This is a genomic window from Dokdonella koreensis DS-123, from assembly GCF_001632775.1.
GTDB lineage: Bacteria > Pseudomonadota > Gammaproteobacteria > Xanthomonadales > Rhodanobacteraceae > Dokdonella > Dokdonella koreensis.
Genome location: NZ_CP015249.1, coordinates 2,355,238 through 2,373,829 on the forward strand (window position 1 = coordinate 2,355,238; position 18,592 = coordinate 2,373,829).

General features: G+C 69.7%; 18 protein-coding genes. 11 read left to right on the top strand and 7 right to left on the bottom strand.

Annotated elements, in window-relative coordinates:
• Positions 1 to 26: 26 nt before the first annotated feature.
• The gene (locus I596_RS09570) at positions 27 to 239 is read right to left on the bottom strand and encodes a helix-turn-helix transcriptional regulator (RefSeq protein ID WP_067646980.1); all 213 of its coding nucleotides are present in this window, start codon (positions 237 to 239) and stop codon (positions 27 to 29) included.
• Positions 236 to 856 (bottom strand): hypothetical protein, encoded by a 621-nt coding sequence (locus tag I596_RS09575; protein ID WP_067646983.1) that lies wholly within the window; start codon positions 854 to 856, stop codon positions 236 to 238. The genes I596_RS09570 and I596_RS09575 overlap by 4 nt, the downstream gene beginning before the upstream one ends.
• Positions 857 to 1,037: 181 nt before the next feature.
• Here I596_RS09575 and trxA point away from each other — a divergent pair, with 181 nt between their 5' ends.
• Positions 1,038 to 1,907, top strand: a complete 870-nt coding sequence (trxA, locus tag I596_RS09580; RefSeq protein ID WP_067646986.1) for a thioredoxin — start codon at positions 1,038 to 1,040, stop codon at positions 1,905 to 1,907.
• Positions 1,908 to 2,034: 127 nt separating this feature from the next.
• Positions 2,035 to 2,490 (top strand): DUF4442 domain-containing protein, encoded by a 456-nt coding sequence (locus I596_RS09585; protein ID WP_067646989.1) that lies wholly within the window; start codon positions 2,035 to 2,037, stop codon positions 2,488 to 2,490.
• Between the two features lie 6 nt (positions 2,491 to 2,496).
• Here the strand turns inward: I596_RS09585 and I596_RS09590 are convergent, their stop codons facing one another.
• Positions 2,497 to 3,087, bottom strand: a complete 591-nt coding sequence (locus I596_RS09590) for a P-loop nucleotide/nucleoside kinase family protein (protein WP_067646992.1) — start codon at positions 3,085 to 3,087, stop codon at positions 2,497 to 2,499.
• A 124-nt stretch (positions 3,088 to 3,211) separates the two neighbouring features.
• Here I596_RS09590 and I596_RS09595 point away from each other — a divergent pair, with 124 nt between their 5' ends.
• From I596_RS09595 to I596_RS09605, 3 genes are all read left to right on the top strand, one after another.
• Complete coding sequence (locus tag I596_RS09595) at positions 3,212 to 4,000, top strand: queuosine precursor transporter (protein ID WP_067646995.1); 789 nt, start codon at positions 3,212 to 3,214, stop codon at positions 3,998 to 4,000.
• A 325-nt stretch (positions 4,001 to 4,325) separates the two neighbouring features.
• On the top strand, positions 4,326 to 6,440 hold the full coding sequence (locus I596_RS09600) for a M13 family metallopeptidase (RefSeq protein WP_067647000.1): 2,115 nt from the start codon (positions 4,326 to 4,328) through the stop codon (positions 6,438 to 6,440).
• Positions 6,441 to 6,870: 430 nt separating this feature from the next.
• Positions 6,871 to 7,929, top strand: coding sequence for a hypothetical protein (locus I596_RS09605; RefSeq protein ID WP_067647003.1), 1,059 nt, complete (start codon positions 6,871 to 6,873; stop codon positions 7,927 to 7,929).
• Positions 7,930 to 8,013: 84 nt separating this feature from the next.
• Here the strand turns inward: I596_RS09605 and I596_RS09610 are convergent, their stop codons facing one another.
• Positions 8,014 to 8,961 carry an MBL fold metallo-hydrolase gene (locus I596_RS09610; protein WP_067647006.1) on the bottom strand — a complete coding sequence of 316 codons (948 nt, stop codon included), beginning with the start codon at positions 8,959 to 8,961 and terminating at the stop codon, positions 8,014 to 8,016.
• Positions 8,962 to 8,965: 4 nt separating this feature from the next.
• Entirely contained in the window at positions 8,966 to 10,444 is a 1,479-nt protein-coding gene (locus I596_RS09615; protein WP_067647009.1) for a M20 family metallopeptidase, read from the bottom strand.
• A gap of 247 nt (positions 10,445 to 10,691) precedes the next feature.
• Here I596_RS09615 and I596_RS09620 point away from each other — a divergent pair, with 247 nt between their 5' ends.
• The 6 genes from I596_RS09620 to I596_RS09645 all read left to right on the top strand — a co-directional run bounded on the left by I596_RS09620 (position 10,692) and on the right by I596_RS09645 (position 14,420).
• Positions 10,692 to 11,000 (top strand): ComEA family DNA-binding protein, encoded by a 309-nt coding sequence (locus I596_RS09620; RefSeq protein ID WP_067647012.1) that lies wholly within the window; start codon positions 10,692 to 10,694, stop codon positions 10,998 to 11,000.
• A 146-nt stretch (positions 11,001 to 11,146) separates the two neighbouring features.
• Entirely contained in the window at positions 11,147 to 11,608 is a 462-nt protein-coding gene (locus tag I596_RS09625) for an SET domain-containing protein (RefSeq protein WP_067647014.1), read from the top strand.
• Positions 11,609 to 11,621: 13 nt separating this feature from the next.
• Complete coding sequence (locus tag I596_RS09630; protein ID WP_067647017.1) at positions 11,622 to 12,146, top strand: GNAT family N-acetyltransferase; 525 nt, start codon at positions 11,622 to 11,624, stop codon at positions 12,144 to 12,146.
• 32 nt (positions 12,147 to 12,178) lie between these two features.
• Positions 12,179 to 12,796, top strand: a complete 618-nt coding sequence (locus I596_RS09635) for a HutD/Ves family protein (RefSeq protein ID WP_190278887.1) — start codon at positions 12,179 to 12,181, stop codon at positions 12,794 to 12,796.
• Positions 12,793 to 13,737, top strand: coding sequence for a 2OG-Fe(II) oxygenase (locus I596_RS09640; RefSeq protein ID WP_067647022.1), 945 nt, complete (start codon positions 12,793 to 12,795; stop codon positions 13,735 to 13,737). Before I596_RS09635 ends, I596_RS09640 begins: the two co-directional genes overlap by 4 nt.
• A gap of 218 nt (positions 13,738 to 13,955) precedes the next feature.
• Entirely contained in the window at positions 13,956 to 14,420 is a 465-nt protein-coding gene (locus tag I596_RS09645; protein ID WP_067647024.1) for an Mpo1 family 2-hydroxy fatty acid dioxygenase, read from the top strand.
• Positions 14,421 to 14,808: 388 nt separating this feature from the next.
• Here the strand turns inward: I596_RS09645 and I596_RS09650 are convergent, their stop codons facing one another.
• Together I596_RS09650 and I596_RS18765 are read right to left on the bottom strand one after the other, a co-directional pair.
• Complete coding sequence (locus I596_RS09650; RefSeq protein WP_067647027.1) at positions 14,809 to 17,316, bottom strand: efflux RND transporter permease subunit; 2,508 nt, start codon at positions 17,314 to 17,316, stop codon at positions 14,809 to 14,811.
• Entirely contained in the window at positions 17,313 to 18,437 is a 1,125-nt protein-coding gene (locus I596_RS18765) for a WD40/YVTN/BNR-like repeat-containing protein (RefSeq protein WP_190278888.1), read from the bottom strand. Before I596_RS18765 ends, I596_RS09650 begins: the two co-directional genes overlap by 4 nt.
• Between the last annotated feature and the right edge of the window lie 155 nt (positions 18,438 to 18,592).

Below are 18,592 nucleotides of genomic sequence, written 5' to 3' on the forward strand. Positions count from 1 at the left end.
GCGAGCGGCCCGCCAGCGCACTCGATCTATTCGCGCCAGAAGAAGACCTCGCCGATTGGCCTGTCGAACGCCTGCGCAATGCGGAACGCGAGTTCCAGCGACGGCGCGTAGCGTCCCGCTTCCAGCGCGATCACCGTCTGGCGCGTGATGCCGACCCGTTCGGCCAGCGCGCCCTGCGTCATCTCGCCGGCATCGAAACGCAGGCGCCGGATGTGATTGCCGACCGGCGTCGCCTTCATGCGCGATCGCGCCGGTAGCGCCGGAGGGCCACGACATGGCCGACGAAGCCGGCGAACACGAGCGCGAACATCAGCAGGTTCGCGATCGCGATCGGACTGGCCCAGGCCAGGCGGGCGGGCGGCGTCAGTCCCAGCGTGACCGCGACCGCGATGACCGCCAGGTACAGCGCGACCTGCGAGGCATCGTCGGCGGCACGGACGACCTCCGTATCGCGCTCGTCCTCCTGTACCGCCGATCCGAAGCGCTGGCGCAGCACCGAGCCGAAGATCAGCCAGCCGACCAGCAGCATCGCGATCGGCCGCCCGATGTTCTCGAGCTCGGCCATCGTGCGCGCGCCGGCGAAGATGCCGGCGTTGAACAGCATCAGGCCGCCGATCAGGCCGGTGAACGCGAGCGCGACCCACCGCTTCTGCTCACCCGGGGACAGCGTCGAGGCGCCGTCGTCGGGGATGCGGCTGGCGAACCACAGACCGGCCGCCGCCACCGCCAGCAGCACGCCGGCGCCGAGCGCGCCGGTATCGATGCCGTGCCAGCGCGAGGGAATGGCGACGAGCAGCCACAGGCCGAGCGCGGCCGGGGCGATCAGCCAGAACAGTGACGAGGGTAATCGGGTCATACGTAATCACCTCCGGACATAATGTAATCTACACATTACATAATGTCCGCTTCGGAAGTCAATCCGTGCCACTCCGGCGAGGCTTGATATGCTTCCCGGCGTCCCGAATTCTTGCCCCTCTCCCTACATGCGCGGCCGTCGTCACCGGGCTGCGCCGAATCAGGAATACGCCGTGTCCGCATTGCCCCAACCCCCTTCCCCGCACGTCTTCGACGCGACCACCGAAACCTTCGAGAACGACGTCCTGCAGGCCTCGCTCGACCAGCCGGTCCTGGTCGATTTCTGGGCCGAGTGGTGCGGTCCGTGCAAGTCGCTCGGGCCGCTGCTGGAAAAGGTCGTCGACAGCTACCACGGCGCGGTCCGGCTGGCCAAGGTCGACGTCGACAAGGAGCAGCAGCTGGCCGGCATGTTCGGCGTGCGCAGCATCCCGACCGTGGTGCTGGTCGCGCAGGGCCAGATCGTCGACGGTTTCACCGGCGCCCTGCCCGAAAGCGCCTTGCGCGAGTTCCTGTCGCGGCACGTCCAGCCGGCCGAACCGGCCAACGAAGACGATGCCAGCGCCGATGCGCTGCCGCCGGAATCGGCCGATGCCGCCGTGGCGCGGCTGCGCGCGGAGATCGCCGCCGACCCGGACAAGGACGAGCTCAAGCTCGATCTGGCGGTCGCGCTGATGCGCCAGGGCGATGCCGCCGCGGCCGAGAGCCAGCTCGATGCCCTGCCGGCCAACCTCGCCACCGACGAGCGCGCGCGCCGCCTGCGCGGCCAGCTCGAGTTCGCGCGCCTGCTGGCCGACGCGCCGCCGACCGCTGAGCTGCAGGCGCAGCTGGCGCGCGATGCCGGCGACCATGCCGCCCGCGAACAGCTCGGCATCCGCCTGCTCGCCGAGGGCCAGGCCGCTGAGGGCCTGGAGCAGTTCCTGGCGATCCTGAAGGCCGACCGCGACTGGAACGAGGGCGGTGCCAGGAAGCGCCTGATCGCGGCGTTCTCGATCCTCGACGACGAGGAACTGGTCGGCACCTACCGGCGCCGGATGTCCTCGCTGCTGTTCTGAACCCGCGGATACGGACGGCGGATGGCCGCGCTGCGGCCGCCCGCCGATGCGCGCAGCGGATGCGCTTTTCCCGCCGTCGCTTTCCGGCGATAGTCCCGAGGCCCGCCGACCTGCTGCCGCGACATCGATGAAGCCTGCCCGCCTGCGCCGGATCATGAACCTTTGGCCGCCGTTCCTGTTCGCCGGCATCCGGGTGCTCGAGCTGGGCGCGGACTGGCGCAGCGCGCGCGTGGCGCTGAAGCGGCACTGGTACAACGGCAACTATGTCGGCGTGCACTTCGGCGGCAGCCTGTTCGCGATGACCGACCCGTTCTGGATGCTGCTGCTGATGCACTGCCTCGGCCGCGACTACTACGTCTGGGACAAGGCCGCCGAGATCGAGTTCGTCGCGCCCGGCCGCGAGGCCGTGTACGCGGACTTCCGCATCGACGACGCCCTGCTCGAGGCGATCCGCACGGCCACCGCCGGTGGCGAGAAGTACCTGCACTGGCTGCCGGTCGAGGTGAAGACGGCCGGCGGCGAGGTGATCGCCCGCGTGCGCAAGCAGGTCTACGTCAAGCGCAAGCGGCTACCGCCGGCCTGATCCGGCCTAGCCGGCGGGACCGGCCTGCAGCCGCGCCGCGACCAGCCGGACCGCTTCGCGGCACATCGCCGAAGCCGGCAGCTCGGCGTCGATCCGCACCGCGCCGTCCGGCGGCGGCACGGCCCGGCGCCGCACTTCGTCGACCCGTTCCGGCGTGCGGTCGAGCGCAAGGTGGCGGTTGGCGTCCAGATCGTCCTGCACGCGCGCACGCGCGCGCTCCGGCGGGCAGTCCACCCACAGCGGCATCAGCGTGAAGTCGAACGCGGCGACCGTTTCGGCGATCCTGTCGTAGTCGTCGCGGGCGGAGAACGTCATGCCGTCGAGCACGCTGGAGATGCCGAGCATGCAGTTGATCTCCAGCGCCTGCACGACACCGCGGAAGGCGGCCCGCTTCTCCAGGAAGCTGTAGCTGCAGCGGGGGAACATCGCCGCGCGGATGGCGTCGCGGCAGATCCTGCGCAGGCGCAGGTGGTCTTCCAGGGCCCGTGCGATCGTGCTCTTGCCGGCGCCGGGGAGGCCGATCAGGGCGACCACGATCCGCCCCGGCACGGAGGGGTCCGCCGGCGGATCGGCAGGGCTGGCGGTCGGCACGGTCACGGCGCGAGCCTAGCGGTTCCCGCGGCCGGCGTCAGCAGGCCGCGGCCGCCCCTATACTGCGCCGTCGCCGCCGAGCCGCGGCAGATCGATCGCTCTCCGCCACCCGCTGCCGCCAGGAGCCCCGATGTTCCCATCCGCCCGATCGGCCAGCCCCGACGACCGGCGCGCCGGCCTGCTGTTCCTGGTGCTGTCCGGCTTCTTCGTGGCCAATGCGCTGATCGCCGAGTTCGTCGGCGTCAAGATCTTCGCGCTGGAGGACACGCTCGGCCTGGCGCCGCTGGACTGGAACCTGTTCGGCCAGAGCGGCTCGCTGAACTTCACGGCCGGCGTGCTGCTGTGGCCGATCGTCTTCGTGATGACGGACATCATCAACGAGTACTTCGGGCGGCGCGGCGTGCGCCTGATCTCGTGGCTGGCGGTGGTGCTGATCGTCTATGCATTCGCCTTCGCCTACGCGGCGATCCACCTGGCGCCGGCCGGATGGTGGGTCGGCGCCGGCCGCAACCAGGGCGTGGACGATCTCCAGGCCGCCTTCGCGGCGATCTTCGGGCAGGGCCTGTGGACGATCGGCGGCTCGGTGACGGCGTTCCTCGTCGGCCAGCTGATCGACGTGTCGATCTTCCATGCGATCCGCAAGCGCACCGGCGATCGCCACATCTGGCTGCGCGCCACCGGATCGACCCTGGTCTCGCAATTCATCGACAGCTTCGTGGTGCTCTACATCGCCTTCGTCCTGGGACCGCAGCAGTGGCCGATCGGCCTGTTCCTGGCGGTCGGCACGGTCAACTACGTCTACAAGTTCGTGGCCGCGATCGCGCTGACGCCGCTGATCTACGCGGCACGCCGCGGCCTGGATGGCTGGCTGGGCCGCGACCTGTCCGAGCGGCTGAAGCGGCAGGCCGCCGAGGAGTAGGCCCTTTCGTCCACCGGGGGCCGATCCGGCCTGGCAGGGATGGCGCACCTCGCACCTGCCTCCCACGGATCCCGGCCCTGCCGTCCCGCCGCGGGCCGCTCCGGGCGGCATCCGGCCCCGCGGCGCCCCGGGCGGCGTGACCGCTTCGGGCGCCGGACTGCGTTTTCTGGACCACGCGTTCCCTGCCTGTTCCCCTGGACGCGGTCGCGCGGCCCTTTTCCGAGCCGCTGCGGGCCGGCAGGCGCGTCCCGTCAAGTGACCTTTGACACTGATTCCTCTCGACCGCGCCCACTAACGTGCGCGCCCTCACCTCGGAAGACCGCTCATGCACGCGAGACCGCGCAAGACCCTGCCGCTGGCCATCGGCCTGGCGTTGATCCTTTCCAGCTGCACGCAGCAGCCCGACACCGCGGCACCGGCCCAACCGGCCGCACCTGCCCCCTCGCCCGCTCCCGCACCGTCGACGCCGGCGGCGGACACGCACGTCGCGTTCGACATCGGCGAGATCGACCCGGCGATCGGCGCCTGCACCGACTTCAACGGCCACGTCAACGCCAAGTGGGTCGCCGCCAATCCGGTACCGGGCGACCGTACGCGCTGGGGTGCGTTCGACAAGCTGCGCGAGGAGAGCCTCAACACGCAGCGCGGCCTGGTCGAGGAAGCCGACCGCGGCGCCGATGCGGCAGCCGCAGGATCGGTCGACCAGAAGATCGGCTGGTTCTGGCGGTCGGGCATGGACGACGCCGCGATCGAGAAGGCCGGTTACGACCCGATCAAGCCGGAACTGGCGCGCATCGACGCGCTGGCCACGCGCGCGGACCTCACCGCCTACCTCGTCGACGCCTTCAGCCGCGGCGTAGCCGGCGTGTTCTCGTTCGGCGCCGAGACCGATTTCAAGAACTCCTCGCGCCGCATCGCCTACGCCTTCCAGGGCGGCCTGGGCCTGCCCACGCGCGAGTACTACGAGAAGGACGACTATGCCCAACTGCGCGACGCCTACCGCGCCTACGTGGCCAAGCTGCTCGAGCTGACCGGCACGCCGGCCGCTGATGCCGCCAAGCAGGCGCAGTGGGTGCTCGATTTCGAGTCGACGCTGGCCAAGGCCTCCTTCGCGCCGGTCGAGCTGCGCAAGCCGGAGCACCAGTACCACTTCGTCAGCGTGGCCGAGGCCAACAAGATCACGCCGCACTTCGACTGGAACGTCTTCTTTAAGGCACAGCAGGCCAACGTCACCGACGGGTTCTCGCTGTCGCAGCCGAAGTTCTTCGCCGCCTTCGACCAGGCGCTGGCCAAGACCCCGATCGAGCAGTGGCAGGCCTACCTGCGCTTCCACGCGATCGACGCGGCCGCGCCGTACCTGTCGCAGGCGTTCCAGCAGGAGAGCTACGCCTTCAACGGCAAGACGCTCAACGGGCAGAAGGAGATCGAGCCACGCTGGAAGCGCGTGCTGGCCACGATCAACGACGACATGGGCATGGCGCTCGGCCAGCTCTACGTCGCCCGTGCGTTCCCGCCCGAGTCCAAGGCGCGCGCGCAGGAGCTGATCGACAACATGCAGGCCGCGCTGAAGGCCCGCATCGAGAAGCTCGACTGGATGAGCGACGAGACCAAGCAAAAGGCGCTGGAGAAGTGGAGCACCTTCCTGCCCAAGATCGGCTATCCGGAGAAGTGGCGCGACTGGTCGGGCCTGGAGATCGTGCCCGGCGACTACTTCGCCAACGTCCTGGCGGCGACCCGCTTCAACCACCAGTACGACGTCTCGCGCATCGGCACGCCGACCGACCGCCTGGAATGGGGCATGACGCCGCAGACCGTCAATGCCTACTACAACCCGACCGACAACACGATCAACTTCCCGGCCGCGATCCTGCAGCCGCCGTTCTTCGACGCCAAGGCCGACGACGCCATCAACTACGGCGGCATCGGCGCCGTGATCGGCCACGAGGCCACGCACGGCTTCGACGACCAGGGCAGCCAGTTCGACGCGCAGGGCAACAACGCCAACTGGTGGACCGACGCCGACCGCAAGGCCTTCGACGCGCGCACCGACGTGCTGGTCAAGCAGTTCGACGCGTACCAGCCGCTGCCCGGCAAGCACATCAACGGCCAGCTGACGCTGGGCGAGAACATCGCCGACCTGGGCGGCCTCAGCATCGCCTACGACGCGCTCCAGAACGCCCTCCGGCAGCATCCGGACCGCACCGCCGCCATCGACGGCTACACGCCCGAGCAGCGTTTCTTCCTCAGCTGGGCACGCGTATGGCGCGGCAGCATCCTGCCGCAGCGCCTGGAAGTGCTGCTGAACACCGACTCGCACTCGCCGGCCAGCTATCGCGCGATCGGCGCACCGTCGAATCTCGACGCCTTCGCCAAGGCGTTCGACTGCAAGCAGGGCGATGCAATGGTGCGCAGCGGCGATGCGCAGGTGAAGATCTGGTGAGCCACCGGCCGCGGCCACGACCGGCGCGATGCCGGCGTGGCCGCGGCGTCTCAGGCGTGCCGGCGCGCAAGGCCGGAGCCGGGGCACACGCGGGTGGTTGCGGCGCTGCAGCGCGGTGCGCGCACGAACCGGCGTTGCCTCGTACCGCATGAAGTCGTAGGGTGGGGATCCGCCGCCGTGCGGGAGCGCGGCGCGGACATCCTCCGAGACCGAGACGAATCATGCGCAAGACCACGCTCGCCGGCTGCTTCGCCGCAGCCCTCGTTTCCTTTTCCGCCCCCTCCTCGCCGCCCTGCCCGTCTACACCGACGCCCAGCTGCAGGCACGCACCAACCTGATCGTCAACGACAACAGCTGGAACCTGCCACCCGGCTCGTCGTTCAACAGCATCACCGCATCGATCAACAACGCCGGCGTCGTCGCGTTCCCGGTGCAGGTCGTACCGATCGACGGCAACCTGTCCAACACCGGCGTCGGCATCTGGTCCGGTTCCGACGGCGTCGGCGGCATCGTGCAGACGCACCAGGCACCGGCCGAGTTCATCTCGGACCGCGCGGGCATCAACGGCGACGGCAAGATCGTCTACTACACGCACGGCGACGCGTACCGGCTGTGGATCTACGATCCGGTCGCCGGCGTCTCCGCTCCGGTCAACACGCTGCCGCTGACGCCGAGCTCGTTCAACGGCCAGACCATCGACGACGACGGCGTGGTCGGCTACCGCGCCGGCCTGCCCGGCGGCTCGGGCCTTGCGTCGACCGGCGCCGGCAGCTCGGTGCTGCACATCGTCGACAACGGCATCGACCCGGGCAGCCCGTACTCGTACATCTACACGCCGTCGATGAACGCCTCGCGCCGGATCGCCGCCAAGGTCAGCGTCGGCCCGCCCGGCAACTTCACCAAGGACGAGATCCGCGTGTTCGACACCACCGGCGCCTACGAGATGCTGGCGGTCGACGTCGACACCGACCCGTCCTCGCCGTTCGTCGCGTTCGACAACTCCGTGTCGCTGAACGTGATCGGCGAAGTCGCCGTCGTCGTGCGCCTGGCCGCCGGCAACCAGCGCGCGGTCTACCGCTTGACGCCGACCGGCACCGGCGTGCAGGCGACCCAGATCGCGCGCGTCGATCCGTCCGGCCCGATCCTCGAGCTCGATGCGTTCTCGCCGGTCATCAACGACCAGGGCCTGGTCGCGTTCCGCGCGCGCGACGCGCAGGGTCAGGCGATCTACGTCGGCGACGGCGAGACGCTGCTGCGCGTCGCCGGCAAGGGCGATCGCGTCCAGACCGACCTCGGCACCGGCCAGCTCGGCCAGCACGACACCAGCCCGGTCTTCAGCGGCGCGCCCGGCATCAACGCCCGCGGCGACATCGTCTTCGTCGCCGGCCTGCATCCGGACGGCAACAACCAGGTCGAATGGGGCAGCGGCGTCTTCGTCGCGCGCGTCGCTTCCGGCGACCTGATCTTCGCGGACGATTTCGAGCAGTGAGCTCCCGCACCGGGGCGCCCGTGCGCGCCCCGGTGGGCACGTGGTACCCCGGCGGGCACGTGGTACCCCGGCAAGCCGGCACGCTCAGGCGCCGGCGGCGGCCTTCTGCCGATCCAGCCAGACTTCCAGGCCCTGGGCATTGAGCTCCAGGTCCATCGCCAGCAGCGCGCGCATCGGGCCTTCCGCCAGCGGACTGCCGTGGGCGACTGCTCGCGACAGGTACAACGCCGCCAGGTCCTCGACGATGCGCGCATGACGATCGGCCGCATTGGCATGCCTGCCGGCGATCGCGACCATGGCGTCGATCTGCTCGATCAGGTCGCGCCCGAGCCGCTCGATGTCCTCGACGCGGCTGTAGTGCGTCAGGTACATCGCCGCGGGCCGATAGGCCAGCAGGCGCCGGATCGAGGCCTTGAGCGCTTCCGGGTCGAACTGCACCGGCGTGGTCGTCGGCACGATCAAGGCACCGCGCGGGCTGTCGAACTCGCGGTACGAGAGCCCGAAGGTATCGCCGGTGAAGAACGCCCGGCTGCGCGCGTCCCACACGCACAGGTGGTGGTAGGCGTGCCCGGGCGTGTCCAGGCACAGCAGCGGCCGGCCGGCCAGATCGACCTGGTGGCCGTCGCCGGCCTCGACGACGCGTTCGGGCGGCACCGGGACGAGGTCGCCGTAGGTGCGCCGCACCTCGTCCTCGCCGTAGACCGCCGCTGCGCCGGCGACGAGCTTGGCCGGATCGATCATGTGCCGCGCGCCGCGCGGGTGCACGGCCAGGCGCGCACCCGGCAGCCGCTCGAGCAAGGCGCCGGCACCGCCGGCATGGTCCAGATGCACGTGGGTCAGGATCACCCAGTCCACGTCGGCCGGCGTCAGGCCTTTCGCCGCGAGCGCGTCGAGCAGCGCCGGCACCGAAGCGTTGGTGCCGGTGTCGACGAAGGCCGCGCGCCCGGCCTCGACGATCAGGTGGCTGGCGTCGAAACGCGGCCGGCAGAAGCCGGTATCGATCGCGCTGATGCCGTGGTCGAAGTCCGTCACGGCTTCAGCAGCAGCCGTCGCCGCCCTTGACCGTGTGCGCGCCGCTCGCGGCGACGCCGCGGGTCAGCCCCTGCTCGCTGGCGCGGTAGTGATCGGCGATCACCTGCGCCACCGCCGCGCTGACGCGCTTGCCGGTCGGGATGTGCAGGAACTCGTTCGGCCCGTGCGCGTTGGAGTGCGGGCCGAGCACGCCGGTGATCAGGAACTGCGCGCCAGGGAACTTCTCGCCGAGCATGCCCATGAACGGAATCGAGCCGCCCTCGCCCATGTAGGCCGGCGGTGGGCCGAAGTAGGTGCGCGAGGCCGCGTCGACCGACTGCTCCAGCCACGGCGCGAGGGCCGGCGCGTTCCAGCCGCTGCCGGCCTTTTCCAGGTCGAACGTGACCTTGGCACCGTACGGCGGATCGTTCTCCAGCAGGTTCTTGAGGAACTCGCCGGCCTTCACCGCGTCGAGCGTCGGCGGCAGGCGCAGCGACAGCTTGACCGACGTGAACGGCCGCAGCACGTTGCCGGCCGAGTCCAGCGGCGGGATGCCGCCGACGCCGGTCACCGACAACGCCGGCCGCCAGGTCCGGTTGAGCACCAGCTCGCCGATGTCCGCGTTCATCGGCACCATGCCCTCGACGAACGGGAACTTCGAGTACACGTCCGTGCCGAGCACCTGGGCGGCGTCGGCCGCCTGCGCGAGGCGCTGTGCCGGGATCTCCACGTAGAGGTCCTTCGGACGGATCGCGCCGGTCGTCTCGTCCTCCAGGCGCGAGAGCACCTGGCGCAGGATGCGGAAGCTGGAGGCGACCACGCCGGAGGCATCGCCCGAATGCACGCCTTCCTCCAGCACCTTCACCGTCAGGTTGCCGCCGGTCATGCCGCGCAGCGACGTGGTCAGCCACATCTGCTCGTAGTTGCCGCAGCCCGAATCCAGGCAGACGATCAGCGACGGCTTGCCGATGCGCTCGGCCAGGTGGTCCACGTAGTACGGCAGGTCGTAGCTGCCGGACTCCTCGCAGGCTTCGATCATGACCACGCAGCGGCTGTGCGGCAGCTGCTGTGCCTGCAGCGCCAGGATCGCCGCGAGCGAGCCGAAGATCGCATAGCCGTCGTCGGCGCCGCCGCGCCCGTAGAGCTTGTCGCCCTCGATGACCGGGGTCCAGGGGCCCAGGTGCTCGGCCCAGCCGGTCATCTCCGGCTGCTTGTCCAGGTGGCCGTAGAGCAGCACGCAGTCCTCGCCCTGGCCGGGGATCTCGATGAAGATCAGCGGCGTGCGGCCCGGCAGCCGCACCACGTCCAGCTGCATGCCGGGAATCGGCTGCGCGCGCGCCCACGCCTCCATCAGCGCCACCGCCCGGTCCATGTGACCGTGCTCGGCCCATTGCGCGTCGAACATCGGCGACTTGTTCGGGATCTTGATGTACTCGACCAACTGCGGAACGATCTGCTCGTCCCACAGGGTCCCGACGTAGCGGCTGATTTCGCGCGTATCCATGGGAGCTCCGAAACGGATGAAACGGTCATTCTATCGCGCCATCCGCACCGGGTAGGAAATCTCCTACCGGGGCCAGGAAATGTCGCACCACGCGCACCGGCAACGACGCACGCCCTGCAGGGCCATCGGGCCGACGTGCACGGATCGGCGGATCGATAGGCTTTCCGTTACCGCGCCACCGGCCCATCGCCGACGCGGCAACCCCGACGCCGCCATCCGGCGGCACCCAACGGAAAAGGAGCATCCCATGAACATGATTCGTCATTCCCTCGCGGCACTGGCTCTCGGTTTCGCCCTGGCCCTGCCCGGCACCGTCGGCGCGGTGGACATCAACAGCGCCGATGCCCAGACGCTGGCCGAGGAGCTGCACGGCATCGGCCTGGCGAAGGCCGAGGCGATCGTCGCCTACCGCGAGGCCAACGGCCCGTTCACCAGCGCCGAGGACCTGGCCAAGGTCAAGGGCGTCGGCGCGGCCACCGTCGAGAAGAACCGCGATGCGATCCAGGTCGGCGGCGGCAAGCCGAAGGCCGGTCGCACCGTCGCCCGGAACGACTGAACCGGCATCGCCCGGCCCGCTCCACGCGCCCGCGCAGCGCGTGGAGCGGGCCCCGGGAGACCGCCCCGCGGAACGTCCCGGCCACCGGCCGCCTCCGGGATCGAGCGTGCTAAACTCCGCGCCCGCCGAGCGGCGGTGGTGCACGCATGATTCTCCCCAGCTATCACATCGGCCCGTCGTCTATCGCGGGCGCGGGCCAGGGCTTGTTCATCGATGAACCGGTGGCACGCGGGCGCCTGCTCGTCGCGCCTGACGCGATCGACCGCGTCTATCGCTTCGACGAGATCGCCGGCCGGCCCGATGCGGCCCGCCTGCTGCCGGCGACCGTGCGCTGGTTCGAGGACCGCTACACGGTCTCGCTCGACTGGCCGGACGAGTGCTACGTCAACCACGCCTTCGAACCGACCGGCCTGTGGCATCTGGGCTTCGTCTTCGCCGCGGCCGACCTGGCCGCCGGCACTGAAATCACCGTCGACTACCGGCACCTGCTCGCCCCGGGGCAGGAAGAGGACTTCCGCGACACGCGGACCGGTCAGTCGATCATCGGCTACACCTGGCAGGAAAGCCTGGCCCACTCGACACGCGAACTCGCCGCGTTGCTCGCCTGATCGGCTGCCACTCATGATCGCGATACCCGTCCTCGAAACCGAACGCCTGCGCCTGACCCAGCTCGGTGAACACCATTTCGAAACCTATGCCGCGATGCTCGCCGACGAGTCGAGCACGCGCTTCATCGGCGACGGGCTTCCGCTCGACCGCATGAATGCCTGGCGCTCGATGGCGATGCTGCTCGGCCACTGGGTGCTGCGCGGCTACGGCATGTGGGCGGTGGAGCTGCGCGAGACCGGCCAGTTCGTCGGCCGCGTCGGGCTGCACAATCCCGACGGCTGGCCGGACGTGGAACTGGGCTGGATGCTCGCGCCCGCCCACCGCCACCACGGCTATGCCACCGAGGCGGCGGCCGGCGTGCTGCGCCACGCGTTCGATACGCTGGGCTTTGCGCGCGTCATCAGCCTGATCCGCGTCGAGAACAGTGCCTCCGAGCGTGTCGCGCGGCGCCTGGGCGGCCGGCAGAACACGACGGTCGATTTCCTCGGCAAGGCGACCCTCGTCTATACCTACTATCCGTCGGAAACCGACGGCTGAGCGCGCCGATGCCGCCCGGTCCCGCGCCCGCAATGGTACGTCTGCGTGCAGCGGACTATCACCGCGTGCGCTGGAAGAACGATGGCGGCTGGACCACCGAGATCGCGCTGCGCGATGCGCCCGGCGGCTTCCTCTGGCGCGTCAGCATCGCCGACATCGAGCGCGACGGCCCGTTCTCGCACTTTCCCGGCGTCGACCGCATCCTGGTCCTGCTCGAAGGCAACGGCATCGAGCTGGACACCGACGCCGCGCTGCTGCAGCGCCTGGACCGGCGCTTCGCGCAGGTCGCCTTCCCGGGCGAGGCGCGCATCGACTGCCGGCTGCTGGCCGGCCCGACCCGCGACTTCAACGTGATGACCCGGCGCGGCGCCGTCGAGGCCGCCGTCGTCGCGCGCCCGCTGGTCGACTCGATGCTGCTGCACGGCCACCCCGGGGACGAATGGCTGGTCCACGTCCATGCCGGCACGGTCCTCGCCCAGCGCGGCGGCGAGCGCCTGGACGCGGCGACCGGCGACACGCTGCGGTTCGGCTTCGAGGACGACGCCGACAACCGCGTGGTACTGACCGGCAGCGGCGAGGTGATCCTGGTGCACCTGATGCCGCAGACCGGCCACGCCTCACATCCGACACCGGAGATCCGTGCGCGATGAACCTTGCAGCCAGCGACCTGGTCGCCCCGCACGTGCCGGCCGACGCCGACCGGCTGGCTGCCGCCTTCGCACACCGGGAGCCGTTCCGCCACGTCGTCATCGACGATTTCCTCGCCGAAGCCTACGCGCGACGGCTGCTCGAGCAGTTCCCCGCGTTCGAGCGCGGCAACGCGCGCAACGAAGCCGGCGAACTCGGCGCCAAGTCCACGGTCGAGCGGATCCGCGGACTCGGCCCCGCCTATGCCGCACTCGACGACCTGATCCAGACGCAGCCGTTCCTCGACCTGATCGGCCGCATCACCGGCATCGACGACCTGCTCTACGATCCCTGGTACTTCGGCGGCGGCACCCACGAGAACCGCAGCGGCCAGGACCTGGACGCCCACATCGACTTCAACCGCCATCCGGTCGAATCCTGGCATCGGCGGCTCAACCTGATCGTCTATCTCAACCCGGCCTGGCACGACGCCTGGGGCGGCTCGCTGGAACTGCATTCGGACCCGCGTTCGGACCGGGACCGCGTCACGACGATCACGCCGTTGTTCAATCGCTGCGTGATCTTCGAGACCACCGAATGGAGCTGGCACGGTTTCCCGCGCATCCGAATACCGGCCGAACACGCCGACGTCAGCCGTCGTTCGGTGGCGCTGTACTTCTACACCCGCGATCGCCCGGCCGAGGAACAGGCCGCGACGCATTCGACGATCTACGTCGACCGGCCGCTGCCCGACCACATCCGCGCCGGCCGGACACTCGACGAAGACGACGTGCAGACCCTGCGTGCCCTGCTCGGGCGGCGCGACCAGCACAACCAGCGCCTCTACCGCGACATCGCCACCCTCACCGAACAGCTGGAGCAGGCCAAGACCGCCATCCAGAACGGCCGGATGGGGCGCTGGGCCTATCTCGCACGACGCGTGCTGGCCCGGCTGAAGTCCTGACGCGCGGCGGGCGGCAACCGGGCGGCGCCGACGCACGCCGGCCCGGTGGTCGGCCTGCGGCTCCCGCATCCGGTGCGATCACGCACCTGGCCGAACGGTTCGCGTCCTCGTGCGGCTGCCCCGTACTCGCGGTTCCGACCGGAAGCTTGTGCGGCGCGTCTTTATCGCCGGCGTACGCCGACGTACAGTCGCGTCCCTTGCCGCTTGCGGAGACAGTCGTGCGCACGGTCAACGAATGGTTCGGCAACTACAGCCGCGACCACCAGAACCCGACCAACCGTTTCATCCATTGGATCTGCGTACCGGCGATCCTCTGGGCGGTCATTGCGGCGCTCTGGGTCATACCGGTTCCGGCCGCGATCGGCCGGCCGGGTTTCTGGGCGGGAATGGCGATGGTGCTGGCGTTCGCGTTCTACTGGCGGATGTCGCGGCCGGTCGCGCTGGCGATGCTGGTGGTGTTCGTCGTCATCGGCCTCGTGAACGAGGCGCTCTACCGCACATGGGGACCCACCGACCTGCTTTGGCTGGCCGGCGGCGTCTTCGTGGTGGCCTGGATCGGCCAGTTCATCGGCCACCTGATCGAAGGCGCCCGGCCCTCGTTCTTCACCGACCTGGCCTACCTGCTGATCGGCCCGGCCTGGCTGGCCGGCAAGGTCATGCGGCGGTTGCATATCGGCTATTGACTGGCCGCGGTCCGTTCATTGCGTCCTGTCGGCAGGCTCAGCACCACGTCGTGAGCGGCAGTGATCGCCGATACTATTCGACGTCTCTTCAACTGCGGAAGATCAATATAAAGAGCTTCCGCTCGCTGCGCGAGCGGGTGACTTTTTTCTTGGAAAAAGTCACCAAAACCGCCTGCGCTGACGCGAGCCGACGCGGCTGCGCCGCGCCGGTTCCCCGCGCTTCTCGGTCGATCAGGCACGCTGCCCCAACTCGCTTCGCTCAGACACGGGGCAGCTCTTCGGCCTGACCGACCTGCGATGCGCGGCTCGCTTCAGGCGCACAACGTCAAAAGCTGAGAGCAACAGCAACGGCAACAGAAAAAGAGGCGATGCCTCCGAACCTGGCGGCTCAAGCGGCGAGTTCACGCGGCCGCAGCAGCCAGCGGCACAGGGCCGGCAGGAATACGATCGCGGCGACCATGTTGACGACGAACATGAAGGTCAGCATCACGCCCATGTCGGCCTGGAACTTCAGGTCCGAGAAGACCCAGGTGAACACGCCGACCGCCAGCGTCAGCGCGGTGTAGAAGATCGCGATGCCGGTGGTCTTGAGCGCAGAGAAGTACGATTCGGTCAGCGACTTGCCGGCCAGCATCGCCTCGCGCATCCGCGCGAAGATGTAGATCGCGTAGTCCACGCCGATGCCGACGCCGAGCGCGATCACGGTCAGCGTATTGACCTTCATCCCGATATCCAGCTCGACCATCAGCGCATGGCCCAGCTCGGTCACCAGCACCAGCGGCAGCACGATGCACAGCGCCGCCAGCGGGTTGCGGAAGCTGACCAGGCACATCACGAACACCGCCGCGTAGAGCAGCAGCAGCATCGTGCGCTTGACGGCCCGGACCTCGTCGTTGGTCGCGGCCATCACGCCGACGTTGCCGGTCGCCAGGCGCAGGTTGAGCCGGTGGCTCGAGAACGTCTCGCCGCGTGCCTGGGCGGCGGCGGCCTCCGCGGCGAGCTGCTCGCGCAGGTTGACGTCGGGCCCGGCGAACAGGCCGTTGCTGTCGCGGAACGCCTTCACCGCGGCGACCACACGGTCGATCGTCGTCGCCCGGTGGTCGGTCAGGAACATCATGACCGGCATCGCGCTGCAGTCGCCGTTGAGGAGACCCGTATCGGTCTCGAAGCCCTGCGTGTCCTGGCGCAGCGTGTCCGAATCACGCGGCAGCGCGCGGTAGCGGACGTTGCCTTCGTTCCAGCCGGCGTGCACCAGCTTGGCCGCGCTCGGCAGCGTCATGACCTGGGCCACGCCCTCGACGTTGCGCATGTGCCAGGCGAAGCGGTCGAGCGTCTCCATCACCGGAAAGCTGGCGATGCAGGCCGAAGGTGCCGCCTCGGCGATGACGTTGAGGATGTCGACGCCGAGCGCGAACTTGTCGCTGATCAGCCGCGCGTCCTGGTTGTAGCGCGCCTCGGGCCGCAGCTCGGCGACGCCTTCCTGCGCGTCGCCGATCATCACGCGGCTGCCGTAGTGGGCGGCGACCAGCCAGATCGCCGCGCCGACCACGATGATCACGGCCGCCGGCAGCGGCCGCGCGAAGCGGGCCAGCACCGCCCAGAGCTTGTCGAACTGCGTCAGCTGCCGCAGCCGGTACTCGCGCTTGCGCGGCAGGTTGCGCAGGCGGGTGTAGGACAGCAGGACCGGCAGCAGCACCAGGTCGGTCAGGATCGTGAGGCCGACGCCGATCGTCGCGGTGATCGCCAGCTCGAAGATGATCCGCACCGGGATGATGAGGATCGTCGCGAAGCCGATGCAGCCGGCGACCAGCGCGACCGAGCCGGGCACCAGCAGCATGCGGAACGCGAGGCGCGCCGCGGTGACCGGATCGACGCCTTCGCGCCGGCGCAGCTCCTCGACGCTGCCGTCCTCCAGGCCGCCGAAGAACAGCTCGCCGCGGAAGCGGTTGATCATCTGCTCGCCGTGGCTGACCGCGATCGCGAAGATCAGGAACGGCGTCAGCATGTTCATCGGGTCAATGCCGAAGCCGAGCAGCCGCAGCGCGCCGAGCATCCACAGCACCGAGATCAGCGCGCAGAACACCGTCAGCGAGGCCAGCTTGACCGACGAGGAATAGGCGAACAGCAACAGCCAGGTGAAGGCGATCGTCACGAAGAAGAAACCGATCACCGAGCGCGCGCCGTCGGTGATGTCGCCGACCATCTTGGCGAAGCCGATCACGTGGACGCCGATCCGCTCGTTCTCGTACTTCTGCCGCAACGCCTCGAGCTGCCCGGCGATGCGGTTGTAGTCGACGTGGATGCCGTGCTCGGGGTCTTCCGGCACCAGGTCGACCCAGACCATCGCACCGGAGAAATCCTTGGCGACCAGCCGCCCGACGATGCCGGCCTTGACGATGTTGTCGCGCACCGCCGCGAACTGCTCGGGCGTCGGCGCGAAGCCTTCCAGGTTCGGTGCGAAGCCGTTCGGGATCACGTTGCCGGCGTCCAGCCCGTCCTCGACCACCTCGATGTAGCGCACGTTCGGCGTGAAGATCGAGCGCAGGCGCGCCTCGTCGACGTTGTCGATGCTCTTGGCGTCGAGCGTGATGTTCTCGATCGCCTGCATGAACGGCAGGTTGAACATGTCGCCGCCCTTGTCGACCACGGCGATCAGGATGCGGTTGGCGCCACCGAAATCGCGCTCGTAGTCGAGGAAGGTCTGCATGTACTCGTGCTGCAGCGGCACCTGCTTCTTGAAGCCGGCGTCCACGCGCAGCTGCGCGGCGAAGAACGCCATCGCCAGCGTGACCAGCGCGAAGAGGATCAGCACGGCCGGCCGGTTGCCGAAGACCAGCCGCTCGGCGAAGCGGTGGAACGCGCCCGGATCGGTCGCGCTTGCGGGGTTGTGGTTCATGGCAGCTCGACCTCGCCGATGCCGTTCTCGCCGACCAGCAGCAGGCGCTTGCCGTCGAGCGCGAGCGCACCGGCGATCACGCCGGCCGCCGGCTGGACCATCGGCCTGAATGCCTCCTCTCCGCCGCGGCGCGCCAGCACCACGCCGTTGGCGCCGACCAGCACCGCGCCTTCGCCGTCCAGGGCGCTGCCGCCCATCAGTCCCTGCTCGGTGCCGCTGGCGCGTTCGGTCCAGTGGTCGCCGAGGTCGGTGGTCTCGAAGACGTGGCCGCGCAGGCCGTAGGCCAGCACGCGATCGCCTTCGTAGCCGATCGCGCCGAACATCGAGCCGTCGTACGGGAGGCGTATCCGCTGCCAGGTGGCGCCGTCATCGCGCGAACGGAACGCGCTGCCGCGCTCGGCGAGGATCATCAGGCTGCCGTTGCCGGTGCGGGCGATCGCGTTGAGGTGCGGGTCGGACTCCTCGCCCAGCGCGAGCTCGTCCTTGCTGAAGACCATCGACTCTTCGCCCGTCGCCTCGCCCACTGCCTCGCCCGCTCCAGGGGCCGCCGCGGCGCCGGCCGGTGGTGCCGGCGCCACCGCCAGCGTCTCGGCATTCCAGGTGACGCCGCCGTCACGCGTCACCAGCAGGCGGCTGTAGGAACCCACCGCGATGCCGTGCCGGTCGTCGGTGAACAGCACGTCGAGCAGGGGCGCGCCGTGCCGCGGGTCATCGCTGGCCGCCGTCCCTTTCGCATCGTAGGTGTCGCGGTGCTGGACGACCCAGTGCCTCCCGCCGTCGCTGCTGTGCACGATCACGCCTTCGTGCCCGACCGCCCAGAGCGCATCGCCGCGGGCGGCGACGGCGGTCAGCATGACCCGCACGGGCACGTCGGCCGACTGCGTCCAGCTGCGCCCGTCGGTGGACAGCAACACGTGGCCGCGATCACCGACGGCGACGTAGCCCTGTGCGGTACGTGCGGCGTCGAGCAGCAGCGAGCGCGTCGCCAGCGGCATTGCCTCGGCCGGCGAGGAAACCGGGTCGGGCCACTCCACGGTCGCGGCGGCGGCGGGTGCGGCGATCGCCGTGGCGCAGAGCGCCGCGAACATCCCGCGGCAGCGGGAAAGCTGGGGTCGGTTCATGGCAGCGCGTGACTCGGCAGGCCGTTCGTTTCGGAGGCACCGGCGGCGTGCCGGCATGGGCGCGGTTGCGTCCCGGAGGATATCGGATGCGGCCGGGTCCCGTCGCGCGCGGCGCCGCGACGTCCCGCGCAGACGGCACAGGACGCCGCCCGGGG

Excerpts from the sequence above, each read along its gene's own strand:
- I596_RS09615 (WP_067647009.1), bottom strand. The coding sequence starts at position 10,444 with ATGGATACGCGCGAAATCAGCCGCTACGTCGGGACCCTGTGGGACGAG.
- I596_RS09600 (WP_067647000.1), top strand. The coding sequence starts at position 4,326 with ATGCACGCGAGACCGCGCAAGACCCTGCCGCTGGCCATCGGCCTGGCG.
- I596_RS09625 (WP_067647014.1), top strand. The coding sequence starts at position 11,147 with ATGATTCTCCCCAGCTATCACATCGGCCCGTCGTCTATCGCGGGCGCG.
- I596_RS09635 (WP_190278887.1), top strand. The coding sequence starts at position 12,179 with ATGGTACGTCTGCGTGCAGCGGACTATCACCGCGTGCGCTGGAAGAAC.
- I596_RS09650 (WP_067647027.1), bottom strand. The coding sequence starts at position 17,316 with ATGAACCACAACCCCGCAAGCGCGACCGATCCGGGCGCGTTCCACCGC.
- I596_RS09620 (WP_067647012.1), top strand. The coding sequence starts at position 10,692 with ATGAACATGATTCGTCATTCCCTCGCGGCACTGGCTCTCGGTTTCGCC.
- I596_RS09595 (WP_067646995.1), top strand. The coding sequence starts at position 3,212 with ATGTTCCCATCCGCCCGATCGGCCAGCCCCGACGACCGGCGCGCCGGC.
- I596_RS09630 (WP_067647017.1), top strand. The coding sequence starts at position 11,622 with ATGATCGCGATACCCGTCCTCGAAACCGAACGCCTGCGCCTGACCCAG.
- I596_RS09585 (WP_067646989.1), top strand. The coding sequence starts at position 2,035 with ATGAAGCCTGCCCGCCTGCGCCGGATCATGAACCTTTGGCCGCCGTTC.
- I596_RS09570 (WP_067646980.1), bottom strand. The coding sequence starts at position 239 with ATGAAGGCGACGCCGGTCGGCAATCACATCCGGCGCCTGCGTTTCGAT.
- I596_RS09640 (WP_067647022.1), top strand. The coding sequence starts at position 12,793 with ATGAACCTTGCAGCCAGCGACCTGGTCGCCCCGCACGTGCCGGCCGAC.
- I596_RS09575 (WP_067646983.1), bottom strand. The coding sequence starts at position 856 with ATGACCCGATTACCCTCGTCACTGTTCTGGCTGATCGCCCCGGCCGCG.
- I596_RS18765 (WP_190278888.1), bottom strand. The coding sequence starts at position 18,437 with ATGAACCGACCCCAGCTTTCCCGCTGCCGCGGGATGTTCGCGGCGCTC.